Origin of the sequence: Mycobacterium celatum (assembly GCF_002101595.1) — a bacterium.
GTDB lineage: Bacteria > Actinomycetota > Actinomycetes > Mycobacteriales > Mycobacteriaceae > Mycobacterium > Mycobacterium celatum.
The window spans coordinates 125,123-139,690 of record NZ_LQOM01000033.1 but is presented as its reverse complement, the minus strand read 5'-3'; the positions used below and the strand labels follow the sequence as shown (position 1 = coordinate 139,690).

Sequence of the window (14,568 nt, the reverse complement as noted above, 5' to 3'; positions counted from 1 at the left end):
TGTTCGTCCCTCCTTGAGGGAACCATGACACGTAATCGTACAAAAGTGTGGGATCTAAATTACGTCACTGTAATTATGTCGCAGACCACTAAGTCGCGCAGCGACCCGCTACGCCCGGCTTCGCCGCGCTTGCGATCGCCGCTAGCAGATGCAACACCAGGCTACGGCGAAGATTCCCCGCAGATCAGAATGCGTAGCGGTGATACTGCGCCATATTGGCCATCGCCGGCACCAGCGACAGAAACGGTCGATTACGCGGCGCAGCAAGGCGATGCCGTCGTGGTCGGTGCGGTACATGGTCAGCCCCTCGCCGATCATCAGTGTTGGCCGGTCGGCGGGAATGTCGGCCAACCACGCCGGGTCGGTCACCGAGGCGGCGACGACGTGATAGTGCTCGGCGCCCGGGCAGAGCTGGGTGCGCAGCGCGGCCACCTCGGGGTAGTCGACGTCGTACCACTCCACACCCGAGCCAGGCTGCAGCCGGAAGAACCGACTGTCCAGCCCACAGCCAAGGTGCAACACCGTCGCCTGCGGATGCGCCGCGAGAAATTGGCGCGCCCAGGCGTCGAAATGCGCCGACCGGGTCGTCACCGACGGCGAGCGGCGGGCGGTGATGCTCGATTCTTCTTCCAGTCGTAGTCGATGTGCTCGACGATCTCCTTGGCGTACCGGTCACCCAAGATCGGTTCCGGCAAATCGGCGTCCAGCGCCTTGGCATAAAACGTCGCCAGCACGGTCTGCGGTGCCCCGGTCAGATCGACGGGCACCTTTTCAGTGGTCACACCGCCCGAGGCTAGTCGTACATCGGATGCGGCGGGCATCCCTGAACGGCGGTCGGCGTGGTGTTCAGCCTGCAGCGGTGCTCTTGCCTTTGGCGTTTTTCAGCTCCGCCCAGAACCGCGCGGCTTCGCGGATGGATTCTTCGACTGGCCTTGGCTCCCAGCCTAATTCGCGGACTGCCTTGCTGTGGTCGACCTCGGCTTCGGCGCGCATCATTCGCACCGACGCCAGGGACAGTTCGGCGTCTTTACCCGTCAGCCGTGCCCTTAGGCTCCCGATCGCGCCGAGCGCATAGAGCATCGGCACCGAAATCGAGCGCCGCGGTGCCGCTACGCCGGCCTCGTCGGCAGCGATCCGCACCACCTCCTTGAGCGGCATCATCTTTTCGGAGATCAGGTAGCGCTCGCCGTTGCGGCCACGTTCGGCGGCCAGAATCAGCGCCCTGGCCGCGTCGTCGACGCCGACTACTTCGAGCTGGATACCGTCCATCAGGAACGGCAGCTTGCCGAACACCGCGCCTGCGATGAATGCGCCGTGCGGGGTGCGGCCCCAATCGCCGCTGCCGTACGTCGTCGAAACACACATCGCGACGGCGGGCAGACCGTGCTGCGCCCCGTACTGGAGCACCAGATTCTCGGCCTGGACCCGGGATTGGACGTAGGGCGTGACGCGGCCGGTCACCGGATCGTCCTCGGTCGCCACGTGGCCGCGTCGACGGCCGACCGTGGCATAGGTGCTGGTGAAGACGAACCGCCGAAGGTCGGCATCCTTGGCGACGTCGAGGACGTTGCGCACACCTTCGACGTTGGTGTGAAACAGCGGCGCCGGGTCGCGCAGCCACGCGCGGGTGTCGACGACGCAGTAGTAGACGTCGTCGCAACCGTCCATCGCCTCGCGCAGCGTGGCGGTGTCGAACACGTCGCCGTGGAATCCGGTGACCGCCAAGTCGTCGATAGACCGCGTATTTGCGTTGGCACGCACCATGACTCGCACGTCGGCGCCGCCGGCAACGAGTTGGCGGGTGACGTGCGAACCCAGAAAGCCGTTGGCGCCGATGACGAGCTTGGGTCGTACGGTCATGCCTGTCCTCCGTACTGGCGCATCCAGCGGGCGGCGTCGTCGTCGAGCGTGCCGAGCGCCTGGGCCTTCTTGCACCACTTCATCGCCGCCGCCACGAAGCGCAGCGGGTTGTAGATGTCTTCCTGGCGGCACCACTGGCCGTCGCCGGCGTAGGTGACGATCGAGATGTTGGTCGCGCTGATGATGGTGCCGTCGCCGGGATCTTTCATCGGGTTGTCCAGCTCGCAGATGATCCGGCCGGTCGGCTCGTCGATCACCGACCACAGCGACGGAAAGGCGGTCATGTGGCTGCCGGGGAAGGTCGTCATGGTCTTGCGGATCCAGGCCCGCACCTCGTCGCGGCCCTTCATGGTGCCCGCCGCGTGCTCGATGTAGTCGACGTCGGGCGTGTAGTGCTCCACCCAGGCGTCCCAGTCCTTGGTCTCGGCGGCGCGGGCAACCGTCTGCTCGAATACCTCGAAAGCCGCGGCCAGTTCGGCGCGGCTGAAGGTGCGGGTGGTCACGGGAAAACTAGAACACGTTCTACCGGGATTTGTCGAGCAGTTCCTATGCTCGAAGCATGACGAGCAATAACAGGGCGATCCTGGCGGGCGGCTGCTTCTGGGGCATGCAGGACCTGATCCGCAAGCAGCCCGGGGTGGTGTCGACGCGGGTCGGGTACACCGGCGGCCAGAACGCTCACCCCACCTACCGCAACCACCCCGGCCACGCCGAGGCCATCGAGATCATCTACGACCCGACGCGCACGGACTACCGCACGCTGCTGGAGTTCTTCTTCCAGATCCACGACCCGACCACCAAGAACCGGCAGGGCAACGACGTCGGGACCAGCTACCGGTCGGCGATCTTCTATCTCGACGATGAGCAGAAGCGGATCGCGGAGGAAACCATCGCCGACGTCGACGCGTCCGGGTTATGGCCGGGCAAGGTGGTGACCGAGGTCAGCCCGGCCGGCGACTTCTGGGAGGCCGAGCCCGAGCACCAGGACTACCTGGAGCGCTACCCCAACGGCTACACGTGTCACTACGTCCGCCCCGATTGGCAGCTGCCGCGCCGGGCCGCTGCCGACCAGACTTAAAATCGCACTGCGCCAGGCGAAATCGTGCGATTCTGCGTCTTCTCGCCGGTTACTTGCCGTGCGCGCGTAGCTGGTAGAGGCCGCGGGTGGTGGCAACCGTCTGCCCGTCGGCGTCGGTGACCACCGCCTCCAGTTCAAAATCGGCCTTGCCGCGCTCGGCGGCCTCGGCCTCGATGCGCGTGATCGTCTGGTCGTCGAGGCTGGCTTCGGCGCGCACGTCGGATTTGGCCATGGCGACGAATTGAATGTCGAGGCTTTTGACCAGCGGGAAGTACTTGGCGCTGTCGAAGGTGACCAGCGGGATGATGCCGCCGAGCACCTCGGCCACCGTGAACAGCACGCCGGCATAGATGACGCCGAAGTGGTTTCCGTTGCCTTCGGCGGGCACGGTCGTGGCCGCGAAACCCGGCCGGACCTCCACGACCTTGACACCCATCTTGTGGGCGATCGGGATGGTGGACGCCATGGCGCCGTTCATCATGTCTACGAGCTTGTCCGCCTCGGTAGTCATGACCGCCGATCTTAACGGCGATGCACGACGATCCGTCCGCCGTCCTTCGGGGTGAACGCAACACCTCGGGAATGCCACTTCTCGCCCGGTGTGGTCGTGGTCTGAATCGTGAAGTGCCGCAACACTGTTCGCATCACCACATCCATTTCCGTGTTGGCGAACACGGCTCCTACGCATCGCCGGGAACCGCCGCCGAACGGAATCCAGGCAAAGCTGGACGGCTTGGAGCCGATGAAGCGCTGCGGGTCGAAGCGGTCGGGATCGGGAAAGGAGTTGGCGTTGGTGTGCATCTGCGCGATGCTGACGATGATCGAGTAGCCGCGCGGAAGAACCCAGTCGCCGAGCCGATACACCGGCGCGTAGACGTGCCGGCCCGCCAGGTCGATGACGGTCCGGTTGCGCTGCACTTCCAGGATGGTCGCCTGGCGCAGCTCGTTGTCGTCGGTCTCGGCCTCAGCCACCAGCGCCGCGAGCACCTCGGGGTGCCGGCTCAGCCGTTCGAACGCCCAGGCCAGCGTGGCGGCGGTGGTCTCGTGTCCGGCGGCCAGCAACGTCAGCAGCTCGTCGCCAACCTCCTTGCGCGACATGGCCGTACCGTCCTCGTAGGTGCTGCGCAACATCAGTGCCAACACGTCGGCCCGCTGGTCCAGGCGCGCGTCTGCCCGCTCGTTCTCGATGAGCTTGTCGACGATGAGGTCGTACTGGCGCCGCCATTCGACCAGGCGGCCCCACGGGCTGTAACGGCCATAGGTCCGGGTCGGTTTCGGTAGCTGCGCCAGCCGCGAACCCAGCGTGACCCACGGCGGGATGATGCGCCGCAGCTGGTCGAGCTCGGCGCCCTCAGCTCCGAACACCGCCCGCAGGATGGCGTTGAGCGTGATCCGCATCATCGACGGCAGCGTCGGAAACGCTTGGCCCTCAGGCCAGCCCGCGATCTCGCGCAGCGTCTCTTCCCCGATGATGTCCTCGTAGTTCTTGATGCTCTTGCCGTGAAACGGCGGCGCCAGCAGTCGGCGCCGTTGGCGGTGATCGTCGCCGTCGAGCGCGAAGACCGACCCCGATCCGAAGAACCGGCTCAGGTTGGGGTAGATGTTGCCGAGCTTGTCGGGGCTGGTGGTGAAGACCTGCTTGGCCAGCTGCGGGTTGGCCACCACGACGGTGCGCCTGTACACCGGAAGGTTCAGGGTGAAGATGTCGCCGTAGCGTCGTACCATCTGCTGGATCGTCCGTCGCCGAGAGAACGCGAAGGCGATGCCCTGCAAGATTTTTGGAACCCGCGGGCCCGGTGGCACTCTGACTGCCGGCGGTGCGGTGGTCACTTCGGTCTCAATGGCGCTCATGACGGTGCACTCCCAACATTCGCGTGGTACCGCGGTGTACCACGATGTACTGAGGTACGGTACCGGGTGGTACCAACGACTGGCAAGGGTTCTCGCGAGAGGAGGGGCGAAGCGTGACAGTAGTCGCGGACGACGCCGCTGCTGTCGACGTCGACCCGTTTCGGCGCCGGCTGCTCGACGGCCTCGCCGCCTCCATCGGCGAGCGTGGTTACCGCGCCACCACTGTGGCCGACATCGTGCGTCACGCCCGCACGTCGAAGCGAACCTTCTACGACCAATTCGCCAGCAAGGAGCAGTGCTTCCTCGAATTGCTGCACGCCAACAACGAGCTACTCGGCCAGGACATCCAAGCGGCCGTCGACCCCGACGCGGACTGGACGCAACAGATCCGTCAGGCCGTCGAGGCCTATGTCAGCCACATCGAGGCGCGGCCTGCCATCACGCTGAGCTGGATCAGGGAGCTGCCGTCTCTGGGCGACGCCGCGCGGCCCGTGCAGCGCCGCGGATTACAGCAGCTGACCAACCTGCTGGTCGACCTCAGCGGAAGTGCGGGATTCCGGCGGGCCAACGTGCCGCCGCTGACGCCGCCGCTGGCGGCCATCCTGCTGGGCGGCCTGCGCGAATTGACCGCGCTGGCCGTCGAAGACGGCAAAGACGTGCGGGGAATCGTCGAGCCCGCAATCGAAGCGTCGGTTGCGCTGCTGGGCTCTCGCCGCTGAAACCGCGCGCCCGCTGGTGGGCACGCCTACGCTCATGGCAGACCCGCGCCGGCGACGATGCAGAGCGAAGCGATGCGGAGGAGCGGCGCCAGAAACCACGACCCGGAGGACCGCGATGCAGCTATCGACACGCAATCAACTCAAGGGCACCATCGCCGACGTCGACCTCGGCAGCGTGATGGCAACGGTGAAGGTTCGGCTGGACGGCGGCGATCAGGTCGTCACCTCCTCGATCACCAAGGACGCCGCGATCGACCTCGGCCTCAAGGCCGGTCAGCCGGCGACGGTGTTCATCAAGGCGACCGAGGTGACCATCGGCGTCGACTGACGTCACGCCGCGAGGAACGTGCGGAGCCGGTCCAGCACCAGTTCGGGCCGCTGCTCGACGATCCAGTGGCCCACGCCGTCCACCAGCTCGAGCTCGAAATCGCTTGCGCGGTCGGCATATCCGCGCAGCAGATCCGGCGTGATCACCGGGTCACCCGTGCCGTGCAGCCAGCGGACCGGGACATCGACGCGGGCGTCGTTGTATTCGCGCAGCCAACGGAGCATCTCGCTGGTCAGCGCCGTGCGATACCAGCGCGAGCCGGCCACCGCATGCCCCGGTTGGCGCATGCACTCGGCGTATATCTGGACGTCGTCGTCGGGCGGTGTGAAACCGTCGCCCACCCATGACAACAGCAAGCGGGAAAAGCGCGAATTGGGTTTGGCGATCACACGCGGACCGATGACTGGAAGTGCGATCGGGATCTGGTACCAGAACCGCCACAGGTGTCGGAGCATCGACAGGTCGCGTTGTGGCCAGACTCCCACGGTGTTCAGCCCGAAGAACCCGGTCACCTTCTCCGGATGGCGCAGCATCATGATGAACGCGACCGGCCCACCCCAGTCGTGGGCGACGAGCTTGACCTTGTCGATGCCCAACCGATCCAGCACCGCGGCCAGGTCGTCGGCCATCTCGTTCTTGAGGTAGCGCGAGCGGGGCGCCGAGCTCCAACCCGCGCCGCGCAGGTCGGGGCATAGCACCCGGTAGCCGTCGGCAACCAGCGGCTCGATCAGCGCGTGCCATTGCCACCAGTTTTCCGGAAAACCGTGGACCAGCATCACCGCCGGCCCGTCGGCCGGGCCGGCGTCGGCCACATGGATGGTGACGTCGTCGGACAGCTTCACATACCTGTGCTCGACGCCGTCCAGGGCGGGCATCTCGACCATGGGTTGGGAGCGTAGCCGGTCACGACCGCCGAGATTGCGCTCAGGCGGCGACCGGCTCAGGTGCCTCGGCGGGAGCACCGCGCTTCAGCGGCGGCAGGCTCAACTTGACGATCTTGCGCACCACGGTGGCGAACTGCTTGTGCAGCGGCCCCGCGTTGTACGGGATGCCGTAGCGACGGCAGATTTCGCGGACCTCCGGCGCGATCTCGGCGTAGCGGTGCGCCGGCATGTCGGGGAACAGGTGGTGCTCGATCTGATGCGACAGGTTGCCGGAGAGCACGTGAAAGAGCTTGCCGCCGGTCAGGTTTGCCGAACCGAGGATCTGCCGGAAGTACCACATCCCGCGCGTCTCGTTCTGCGTCTCCTCTTTGGAGAATTCCTGCGTGCCGTCCGGGAAGTGCCCACAGAAGATGATCATGTAGGACCAGACGTTGCGGATCAGGTTCGCCGACAGGTTGCCGGCGAAGACGAAGGGCGCGAACGGCCCGGCCAGCAGCGGGAAGGCGACATAGTCCTTCATCGTCTGCCGGCGCGTCTTGCGCCAGATGCCTTGCAGGACGTCACGTTTGTCGGCCAGCCGGATCTCGCCGGAGCGGATCCGCTCGGTCTCCAGCTCGTGCAGCGCAACGCCGTACTGGAACAACACCATCAACAGGAACGCATAGACCGGGTTGCCCAGGAAGTACGGTTCCCACGGCTGGTCTTCGCTCATCCGCAGAATGCCGTAGCCGATGTCGCGGTCCATGTCGACGATGTTGGTGTACGTGTGGTGCATGTAGTTGTGCGAGTGCCGCCATTGGTCGGCCGGGCAGGCGGTGTCCCACTCGAAGTTGCGGCCCGAGATCGCCGGGTCACGCATCCAGTCGTATTGGCCGTGCATGACGTTGTGGCCGATCTCCATGTTGTCGAGGATCTTCGCCACGCCGAGCATCGCGGTGCCCAACAGCCAAGCCGGCGGCAGGAACAGCAGAGCACGACCGCCGACCTCGAGCGCGCGCTGGGTCTTGATGACGCGGCGGATGTAGTCGGCGTCGCGCTGGCCGAGATCGGCCATCACGCGTTCCTTGATGGCGTCGAGTTCGCGACCGAATTCCTCGGCCTGCTCGGGTGTCAGGGTGATCTTGGGCTGTGTCATGGTGACTCCTTCGGAGTTATAGAGCGATGTCGACGTCGCCGACCGGGACGGACACGCAGATCTGGACGTCCTCGCCCGCGACGGTCGACACCGCGCCGGTGGTCAGGTTGCGCACCACACCGCAGGTCTTGCGACGGGTACAGGTGTGGCAGATGCCCATGCGGCATCCGCTTTGCGGTGTGAGCCCGGCCGCTTCGGCCTGCTCCAGCAGCGGGCGGCCGTCGTCGACCACCTCGATCCCGCTGTCGGCGAACGTCACTCGTCCGCCCGACGGCTCCGCAGGCACCTCGAACGTCGGCGCCACAAAGCTCTCGGTGTAGACGTTGTCGCAGTGCTCGCGCACGGCGTCCACCAAAGCCTTTGGGCCGCAGACGAATACCGCATCCGGCGAGGGCATGGCCGCCGCCAGGTGCTCGGCGCCGAAGCGGCCGTCCAGGTCGCCGTCGCCGGATCGGGTGTAGCCGTGCAAAACCCGCACGTGCGGCATCGCGGCGAGCTCGTCGCGGTAGCACGCCTCCGCGGGGTTGCGTGCGTAATGCACGAACGCGACCTCGCCGGTGTGCCCTTCGGCGACCAGTGTGCGCAGCATCGCCATGACAGGGGTGATGCCGCTACCGCCGGAGACGAACAGGATGCGTCGCGGCCGCGGTGCCGGCAACACGAAGTCGCCGCCGACGCCGGCCAGCCCGACCACCATGCCGGGTTGCGCGTGCTCGTACAGGTGGGACGAGACCACCCCGCCGTCGTGCCGGCCGACCGTCAGCTCCAGAAACGGAGAACCCTCGGCATTGGCCGGTGAATAGCACCGGGTGTGGCGCCGGCCGTCGACGTCGACGGTGACGTTGATGTACTGCCCGGCCTTGACGCCGCGGTCGAACGCGGCGTTCGGACGCAGCGTCATGGTGACGCTGCGGGGGGTGGTGCGCCGGACGTCGACGACCTTGGCGCGGGCCTCGCCCAGCGTCCAGGTCGGGTCCAGCTGCTCGGTGTACCGGTCGACGCCGTGCGGACCGGTGAGCAGGTCGACCAGGCCGGAGCCCAGCACCCGCTCCTTCAAAGTTTGAGTGAACATGTGTATACCGTTACTGTTGGGAGCCCGGGTAGTCAAGGGGTTTCCGCTGCTCTGTGGTAGGGTTCACACGGTGAACAGTCGTACGCCTAGCTCACGGCCGCACCGGTCGGGCCATGGGCGTACCCGGGAAAGCCCGTCGCGGGAGGAGCGCAAGGAGGCCACGCGGCGCGCCATCATCGCAGCCGCCCTCAAGCTGCTCGACGAGCGCAGCTTCGGCAACCTGAGCCTGCGCGAGGTGACACGCGAAGCCGGCATCGTCCCGGCGGCGTTCTACCGCCACTTCGAGTCGATGGAAGCCTTGGGCCTGGTCCTGATCGACGAGTCGTTTCGCACCTTGCGCGACATGCTGCGCGGCGCGCGCGCCGGCAAGCTCGACCCCAACCGGGTCATCGAGTCGTCAGTGGAGATCGTCGTCGCCAGCATCGCCGAACGACGCGAGCACTGGCGGTTCATCTACCGCGAGCGCTCCAGCGGGGTCACGGTCTTGCGGTACGCGATCCGCACCGAGCTGCGGCTCATCACCTCCGAGCTCGCGACGGACCTTGCCCGCTTCGACGGACTCAACACATGGAGCACCGAGGACCTCAATGTGCTGGCGACGCTGTTCGTCAACTCGATGATCGTCATCGCCGAGGCGATCGAGGACGCCCAGGGCGCCGAAGCGCTTGCCGAAATCCGCCGGACCGCCGTCAAACAGCTGCGCATGATCGCGGTCGGTGTCGCGGGGTGGCGCAGCAGCCCATAGGTTGGGGCGATGATGGGCCAATGGCCATCAAGATGCGCGATCTCCTGGGCGGCGCACTCGGATCACTGCGCTACGAGCCCACCGAGAAGCGGCTTCGGGTTTACCTCGCCGGTCAACTGGTCGCCGACACCGTAAACGGGCTGCTGGTGTGGCCGCCGGGCCGGGTGGTGCCGACGTACGCCATGCCGGAATCCGACGTTGTGGCGCGGCTCGAGCCAGCCGCCGTATCCCGATCCGACGACCCGGATCTGGCCGGTTACCTCATCCTCGATTTCGACGCCTTCGAGTGGCGCGAGGAAGACGAGCGCATCGTCGCCCACCCACACGACCCGTTCAAGCGCGTCGACATCCTGGCCAGCAGCCGGCATGTCCGCATCGAGTCCGAGGGGCGGCTGCTGGCCGAATCGTCTCGCCCGCTGCTGTTGTTCGAAACCCTGCTGCCGGTCCGCTACTACCTGCCGCGCGCCGACGTCGTCGTCGACCTCCAACCCACCGACACCGTCACCTACTGCGCGTACAAGGGCCGGGCGTCGTATTTCTCGGTGCCCGACGGGCGAAAGGACCTGGCGTGGACGTATCACGCGCCGTTGCGGGAGGCCGAGCCGGTGCGGGATCGAGTCGCCTTTTTCAACGAGAAGGTGGACGTCATCGTCGACGGTGAGCGCCAGGAACGTCCCGTCAGCCCCTGGTCGGGCTGACCCGGCGGTGGAGGGCAAGCTGGCCGACATCACCGGCCCCGGCATCACCGACCGGTGGGGTGTCACCTGCACCGACCTGGGCGCGTCGGTGCTTGCGCCCAACGGCACACTGGTCTCGGTGTTCGGAGATACGTTCTCCGGCAACAAGGTTGGCCATGGTGATTGGCGCTCGCCGGTGATCCTGATCGGCACCGGGGATGCCACTCGCCCGATCCGGTACCAGCGTGCCGGCGGCGCCGACCCCGAATACGCGCGGCAGCTGTGGCGCTACAGGCATTCGTCCGGCCGGATGCGGCGCGGCATCAGCACGGTGATCCCGTCGGATCTGCTGCGGGTGGGCGGCGTGTTGTACCTGCACGCGATCGTCAATCGCGGTTTCGGCAACGTCGTCTGGACCGAGCTCTGGAGATCGGACGACAGCGGAATCGCGTGGCGGCGCTTCGGCGACAAGTTCCCGAGCGACCTGCATGACGGCCACGCGCAGTGCTGGTCGTGGGACTACGACCCGGACGACGGCTGGGTGTACGTCACCTCCACCGGATTTCAGCGCGACAAGGGCGTCATCCTGCGACGGGTGCGGCCCGCACACCTGGGCGATCCGGACCGGTACCTGGCGTGGGGTCGCCGCGACGGTCGCTGGTCCTGGCGACGCGAACCGACCCCGATCACGCCGGAGGGCGAAACCTGGGGCGAACTGTCGCTGCGGCGGCTGGCGCCCGGCAAGTGGATCCTCGGCGGGTTTCTGTCGTCGAAGTACGCGCTGGGCTACCGCGTGCTCGATTCTCCCGCCGCCGTACGCGACGGCCCGCTGCAGCTGCCGGTTGTCGGATCCGCTTGGGACGCCGAGGATCACGCGCAGAGCCGGGTCGCTCAGTTGTACGGCGGCTATGTGCTACCGGGTTCGCGCTTGGACCGCGCGGGCGGTGTCGGGCTGGTGGTGTCGCAGTGGAACACCGCCCGCGGCTGGCCATATCGGGCGATGCAGTTCCGGGCCACGCTGCGCGACACCACCGGCTCGGTGTCTTACTCGTCGACGACGTCGTAGAGCGAGCCGCCGTCCTCGGGGGTGCCGTCGATCTGTCCCCGGTGCCGGCGCGCCGGACCGTCGTCAGCTGGAGTTTCGTCGCTGACCACGTCGGGTTCCTCGGCGGCAAGCTTGTCATCGAGGGATTCACCCTCCTCTTCCTCGCGCTGAGTCATCCCGAATTTGTCGGCCTCGCTCCAGTCGTCCGGAGGGTCGACGACGATGTCGCCGTCGTCGTTGCGCACCTCGTCGGAGTCGGTGGACTCGCTCGGGTTCAGGGTGTCGTCGTGGCCGCCTTCCGCGGGGTGCTCCGATGGATCGGTCATGGCGAACGGTTGCCCGTGAGTCACGGACGCTAAACGCGCTCAGAAATTTAGCGGGTAACCGCCACTGACTTTGAGGGTTTCGCCGGTGATGAACGACGCCTCGTCGGAGCAGAGGTAGAGCATGGCCGACACCACGTCGTCCATGGTGCCCAGCCGGTGCACCAGCTGGCGCTCGCGAACGATGTCGTCGACCAGAGCGTGCGGCAGGTCGGCCAGCGCGTTCTCCGTGTTCATCAGGCCGGGAGCGATCCCGTTGACCCGGATCCGGTCGGGCGACAGCTCAGAGGCGAAGGCGACCGTCAGCCCGCGGACCGCGAGCTTGGACACCCCGTAGGGGCTGACGTTCATGAACCCGGCCATCGAAGAGATGTTCAGCACGACGCCGCCGCCGCGCTCGCGCATCGAATCCCGGCACGCCAGAGTGCAATTGATGACGCCGATCACGTTGACGTCGAACAGGTCGCGGATGTCGCCGCGGGACAGCATGCCGAACGGCTGGTTGTACTTCATCAGGTGCCGGCCGGCGTTGTTGATCAGGATGTCGATCCCGCCGAACTTCTCGATCGTGATGCCGACCGCGGTGTCCACCTGCTGCTCGTCGGCGACATCGCAGGGCACTGCAATCACGCGGGCGCCTTGGGCCGTCAGCTCGGCGGCGGTGCGCTCGGCGGTCTTGGCGTCGATGTCCATGATCGCGACGCTGGCACCCTCTGCGGTCAGCGCTCGGGCGAACGCCCGCCCGAAGCCGATCGCGCCGCCGGTGATGACGGCAGTCTTGCCGCGGAAGCGCACGCGACAACGCTAGCGCTAGAGGGCCCCTGCCGGGGCTACCGCGGTGCCCGCCACATCGGCCACAGCGTCGGCCCGCCGTCGGGCAACACCATCTCGCCGGTGACGCTGAAACCGAAACGTTCGTAGTACGGCACGTTGTCGGGTTTGCTGGATTCCAGATACGCCGGGCACTGCTCGGCATCGCAGCGGTCCAGCCGCGAGCGCATCAGCGCCTGCCCGAACCCCTGGCCCCGAACCGTGGTGTCGCTTCCGATCGTGGCCAAATACCAGTGTGGCTCTTCGGGGTGGTGCAGCTTCATCAAGCCCACCAGCTGGGCAAATTTGCGGGCAACGGCTGGCCGTAGGCCGAAGCCCCGGATGAGCGACGGCGCCATCAGCATCTGCTCCCACACCGACTGCTTCCAGCGGTTCGGCGGATCCCACAGCGCCGCCGCGCCGATATTGGGGCCGTCGCAAGCGACCTCGACGCCGCCGCCGGCGAAGTGGTGATGCCGGGTGGCCGTGGCGAAAAACTTGTGCAGGTGCGCTGCCCGTCTCTTGTCGTCGGGCATGATCCAGGTCGCTACCGGATCGTCGTAGAAGGCCCGGCCCAGAGTCGCCGCGAGCGCGGGAATGTCGGCTTTGCGTGCCGGGCGGGCCTCGATCGTCACCACGTCAGGTTAGCGACGGCCAAACTGCAGGATCGCGGCAACGGCCGCGCCTAGGCTGATGCACTATGTGGGACTTCGAAACAGACCCCGAATACCAGCACAAGCTGGACTGGGTCGAGCGATTCATGGTCGACGAACTCGAGCCGCTGGATCTGGTGGCGCTCGACCCGTACGACAAGAAAAACCCCGAGACCATGGCGATCCTGCGGCCCCTTCAGCAGAAGGTGAAAGAGCAGGGCCTGTGGGCGGCACACCTCACACCCGATCTCGGCGGGCAGGGCTACGGGCAGGTCAAGCTGGCGCTGCTCAACGAGATTCTGGGCCGGTCTCGCTGGGCCCCATCGGTTTTCGGATGTCAGGCACCGGATTCGGGCAACGCCGAGATCCTCGCGATGTTCGGCACCGACGAGCAGAAGGCACGCTATCTGCAGCCGCTGCTCGACGGTGAAATCAGTTCCTGCTATTCGATGACCGAACCGCAGGGCGGCTCCGACCCCGGTCTGTTCGTCACCCGCGCCCAGCGCGACGGCGACTCCTGGGTGATCAACGGCGAGAAGTGGTTTTCCTCCAACGCCAAGCACGCATCGTTTTTCATCGTCATGGCCGTCACCAATCCCGAAGCGCGCACCCGCGAGAAGATGTCGCTGTTCATCGTGCCCGCTGAGACGCCCGGCATCGAGATCGTCCGCAACGTCGGGGTCGGCACCGACTCGCACGCCAGCCACGGCTACGTCCGCTACACCGATGTGCGGGTGCCGGCCGACCACGTGCTCGGCGGCGAAGGACAGGCGTTCGCGATCGCGCAGACCAGGCTGGGCGGCGGGCGCATCCATCACGCGATGCGCACAATTGCCTTGGCGCGCCGCGCCTTCGACATGATGTGCGAGCGGGCGGTGTCGCGGCAGACCCGGTTCGGCCGGCTGGCCGACCTGCAGATGACACAGGAGAAGATCGCCGACAGCTGGATCCAGATCGAGCAGTTTCGGCTGCTGGTGCTGCGTACTGCCTGGCTGATCGACAAGCACCACGACTATCAGAAGGTGCGCCGTGACATCGCGGCGGTGAAAGTCGCGATGCCGCAGGTGCTGCACGACGTGGTGCAGCGCGCCATGCACCTGCATGGCGCACTTGGCGTTTCCAACGAAATGCCGTTTGTCAAGATGATGGTCGCCGCCGAGTCGCTGGGCATCGCCGACGGCGCCACCGAGCTGCACAAGATGACGGTCGCACGCCGCACCCTGCGCGAATACCAGCCGGTGTCAACGCCTTTCCCGTCGCAGCATCTGCCCACGCGGAAGGCCGAGGCGGAAGCGCGGCTGGCCGAACGACTCGAGCACGCGGTCGCCGAGTTCTGACGAGCAGACGCAGAATCGCATGTTCGCGCAGCAAATCGTGCGACTCTGCGT

General features: G+C 66.5%; 17 protein-coding genes and 1 pseudogene. 7 read left to right on the top strand and 11 right to left on the bottom strand.

The window, feature by feature from the left end; all coding sequences use genetic code 11:
* Positions 1–240 precede the first annotated feature (240 nt).
* The 3 genes and pseudogenes from AWB95_RS15290 to AWB95_RS15280 form a co-directional block, all read right to left on the bottom strand.
* Positions 241–767 (bottom strand): annotated as a pseudogene (locus AWB95_RS15290) (class I SAM-dependent methyltransferase); the annotation flags it as partial.
* Between the two features lie 79 nt (positions 768–846).
* Complete coding sequence (locus AWB95_RS15285; RefSeq protein WP_062540214.1) at positions 847–1,860, bottom strand: NAD-dependent epimerase/dehydratase family protein; 1,014 nt, start codon at positions 1,858–1,860, stop codon at positions 847–849.
* Positions 1,857–2,363, bottom strand: coding sequence for a nuclear transport factor 2 family protein (locus AWB95_RS15280; RefSeq protein WP_062540213.1), 507 nt, complete (start codon positions 2,361–2,363; stop codon positions 1,857–1,859). Before AWB95_RS15280 ends, AWB95_RS15285 begins: the two co-directional genes overlap by 4 nt.
* Positions 2,364–2,419: 56 nt before the next feature.
* Between AWB95_RS15280 and msrA the strand changes: the two genes are divergently transcribed.
* Positions 2,420–2,938, top strand: a complete 519-nt coding sequence (gene msrA / locus AWB95_RS15275; protein ID WP_062540212.1) for a peptide-methionine (S)-S-oxide reductase MsrA — start codon at positions 2,420–2,422, stop codon at positions 2,936–2,938.
* Positions 2,939–2,987: 49 nt separating this feature from the next.
* On the opposite strand, the gene AWB95_RS15270 is transcribed toward msrA, so the two are convergent.
* Positions 2,988–3,449: a PaaI family thioesterase gene (locus tag AWB95_RS15270; protein WP_062540211.1), complete on the bottom strand. Its 462-nt coding sequence runs from the start codon at positions 3,447–3,449 to the stop codon at positions 2,988–2,990.
* An 11-nt stretch (positions 3,450–3,460) separates the two neighbouring features.
* Complete coding sequence (locus tag AWB95_RS15265; RefSeq protein WP_062540210.1) at positions 3,461–4,789, bottom strand: cytochrome P450; 1,329 nt, start codon at positions 4,787–4,789, stop codon at positions 3,461–3,463.
* 113 nt (positions 4,790–4,902) lie between these two features.
* On the opposite strand from AWB95_RS15265, the gene AWB95_RS15260 reads away from it, so the two are divergent.
* Both AWB95_RS15260 and AWB95_RS15255 read left to right on the top strand, forming a co-directional pair.
* Complete coding sequence (locus AWB95_RS15260; RefSeq protein ID WP_062540209.1) at positions 4,903–5,508, top strand: TetR/AcrR family transcriptional regulator; 606 nt, start codon at positions 4,903–4,905, stop codon at positions 5,506–5,508.
* A 115-nt stretch (positions 5,509–5,623) separates the two neighbouring features.
* Positions 5,624–5,836 (top strand): TOBE domain-containing protein, encoded by a 213-nt coding sequence (locus AWB95_RS15255; protein WP_062540208.1) that lies wholly within the window; start codon positions 5,624–5,626, stop codon positions 5,834–5,836.
* Positions 5,837–5,838: 2 nt separating this feature from the next.
* On the opposite strand, the gene AWB95_RS15250 is transcribed toward AWB95_RS15255, so the two are convergent.
* From AWB95_RS15250 to AWB95_RS15240, 3 genes are read right to left on the bottom strand one after another with little or no spacing between them, the layout of a single operon-like run.
* Positions 5,839–6,720, bottom strand: coding sequence for an alpha/beta fold hydrolase (locus AWB95_RS15250; RefSeq protein ID WP_062540207.1), 882 nt, complete (start codon positions 6,718–6,720; stop codon positions 5,839–5,841).
* A gap of 40 nt (positions 6,721–6,760) precedes the next feature.
* Positions 6,761–7,855: a fatty acid desaturase family protein gene (locus tag AWB95_RS15245; RefSeq protein WP_062540206.1), complete on the bottom strand. Its 1,095-nt coding sequence runs from the start codon at positions 7,853–7,855 to the stop codon at positions 6,761–6,763.
* A gap of 16 nt (positions 7,856–7,871) precedes the next feature.
* Positions 7,872–8,927 carry a ferredoxin reductase gene (locus tag AWB95_RS15240; RefSeq protein WP_062540205.1) on the bottom strand — a complete coding sequence of 352 codons (1,056 nt, stop codon included), beginning with the start codon at positions 8,925–8,927 and terminating at the stop codon, positions 7,872–7,874.
* Positions 8,928–8,997: 70 nt separating this feature from the next.
* Between AWB95_RS15240 and AWB95_RS15235 the strand changes: the two genes are divergently transcribed.
* The 3 genes from AWB95_RS15235 to AWB95_RS15225 are packed head-to-tail and all read left to right on the top strand — an operon-like array spanning position 8,998 to position 11,415.
* Positions 8,998–9,672 (top strand): TetR family transcriptional regulator, encoded by a 675-nt coding sequence (locus AWB95_RS15235; RefSeq protein ID WP_062540204.1) that lies wholly within the window; start codon positions 8,998–9,000, stop codon positions 9,670–9,672.
* Positions 9,673–9,692: 20 nt separating this feature from the next.
* On the top strand, positions 9,693–10,370 hold the full coding sequence (locus tag AWB95_RS23800) for a DUF427 domain-containing protein (protein ID WP_062540203.1): 678 nt from the start codon (positions 9,693–9,695) through the stop codon (positions 10,368–10,370).
* The gene (locus AWB95_RS15225; protein ID WP_373280779.1) at positions 10,330–11,415 is read left to right on the top strand and encodes a glycoside hydrolase family 183 protein; all 1,086 of its coding nucleotides are present in this window, start codon (positions 10,330–10,332) and stop codon (positions 11,413–11,415) included. Before AWB95_RS23800 ends, AWB95_RS15225 begins: the two co-directional genes overlap by 41 nt.
* On the opposite strand, the gene AWB95_RS15220 is transcribed toward AWB95_RS15225, so the two are convergent.
* The 3 genes from AWB95_RS15220 to AWB95_RS15210 are packed head-to-tail and all read right to left on the bottom strand — an operon-like array spanning position 11,394 to position 13,162.
* Positions 11,394–11,720, bottom strand: a complete 327-nt coding sequence (locus tag AWB95_RS15220) for a hypothetical protein (protein ID WP_062540201.1) — start codon at positions 11,718–11,720, stop codon at positions 11,394–11,396. The two genes, AWB95_RS15225 and AWB95_RS15220, sit on opposite strands and share 22 nt — an antisense overlap.
* A gap of 39 nt (positions 11,721–11,759) precedes the next feature.
* On the bottom strand, positions 11,760–12,512 hold the full coding sequence (locus tag AWB95_RS15215; RefSeq protein WP_062540200.1) for an SDR family NAD(P)-dependent oxidoreductase: 753 nt from the start codon (positions 12,510–12,512) through the stop codon (positions 11,760–11,762).
* Positions 12,513–12,547: 35 nt separating this feature from the next.
* Positions 12,548–13,162, bottom strand: coding sequence for a GNAT family N-acetyltransferase (locus tag AWB95_RS15210; RefSeq protein WP_062540222.1), 615 nt, complete (start codon positions 13,160–13,162; stop codon positions 12,548–12,550).
* A 65-nt stretch (positions 13,163–13,227) separates the two neighbouring features.
* On the opposite strand from AWB95_RS15210, the gene AWB95_RS15205 reads away from it, so the two are divergent.
* Complete coding sequence (locus AWB95_RS15205; RefSeq protein ID WP_062540199.1) at positions 13,228–14,517, top strand: acyl-CoA dehydrogenase family protein; 1,290 nt, start codon at positions 13,228–13,230, stop codon at positions 14,515–14,517.
* Positions 14,518–14,568 lie beyond the last annotated feature (51 nt).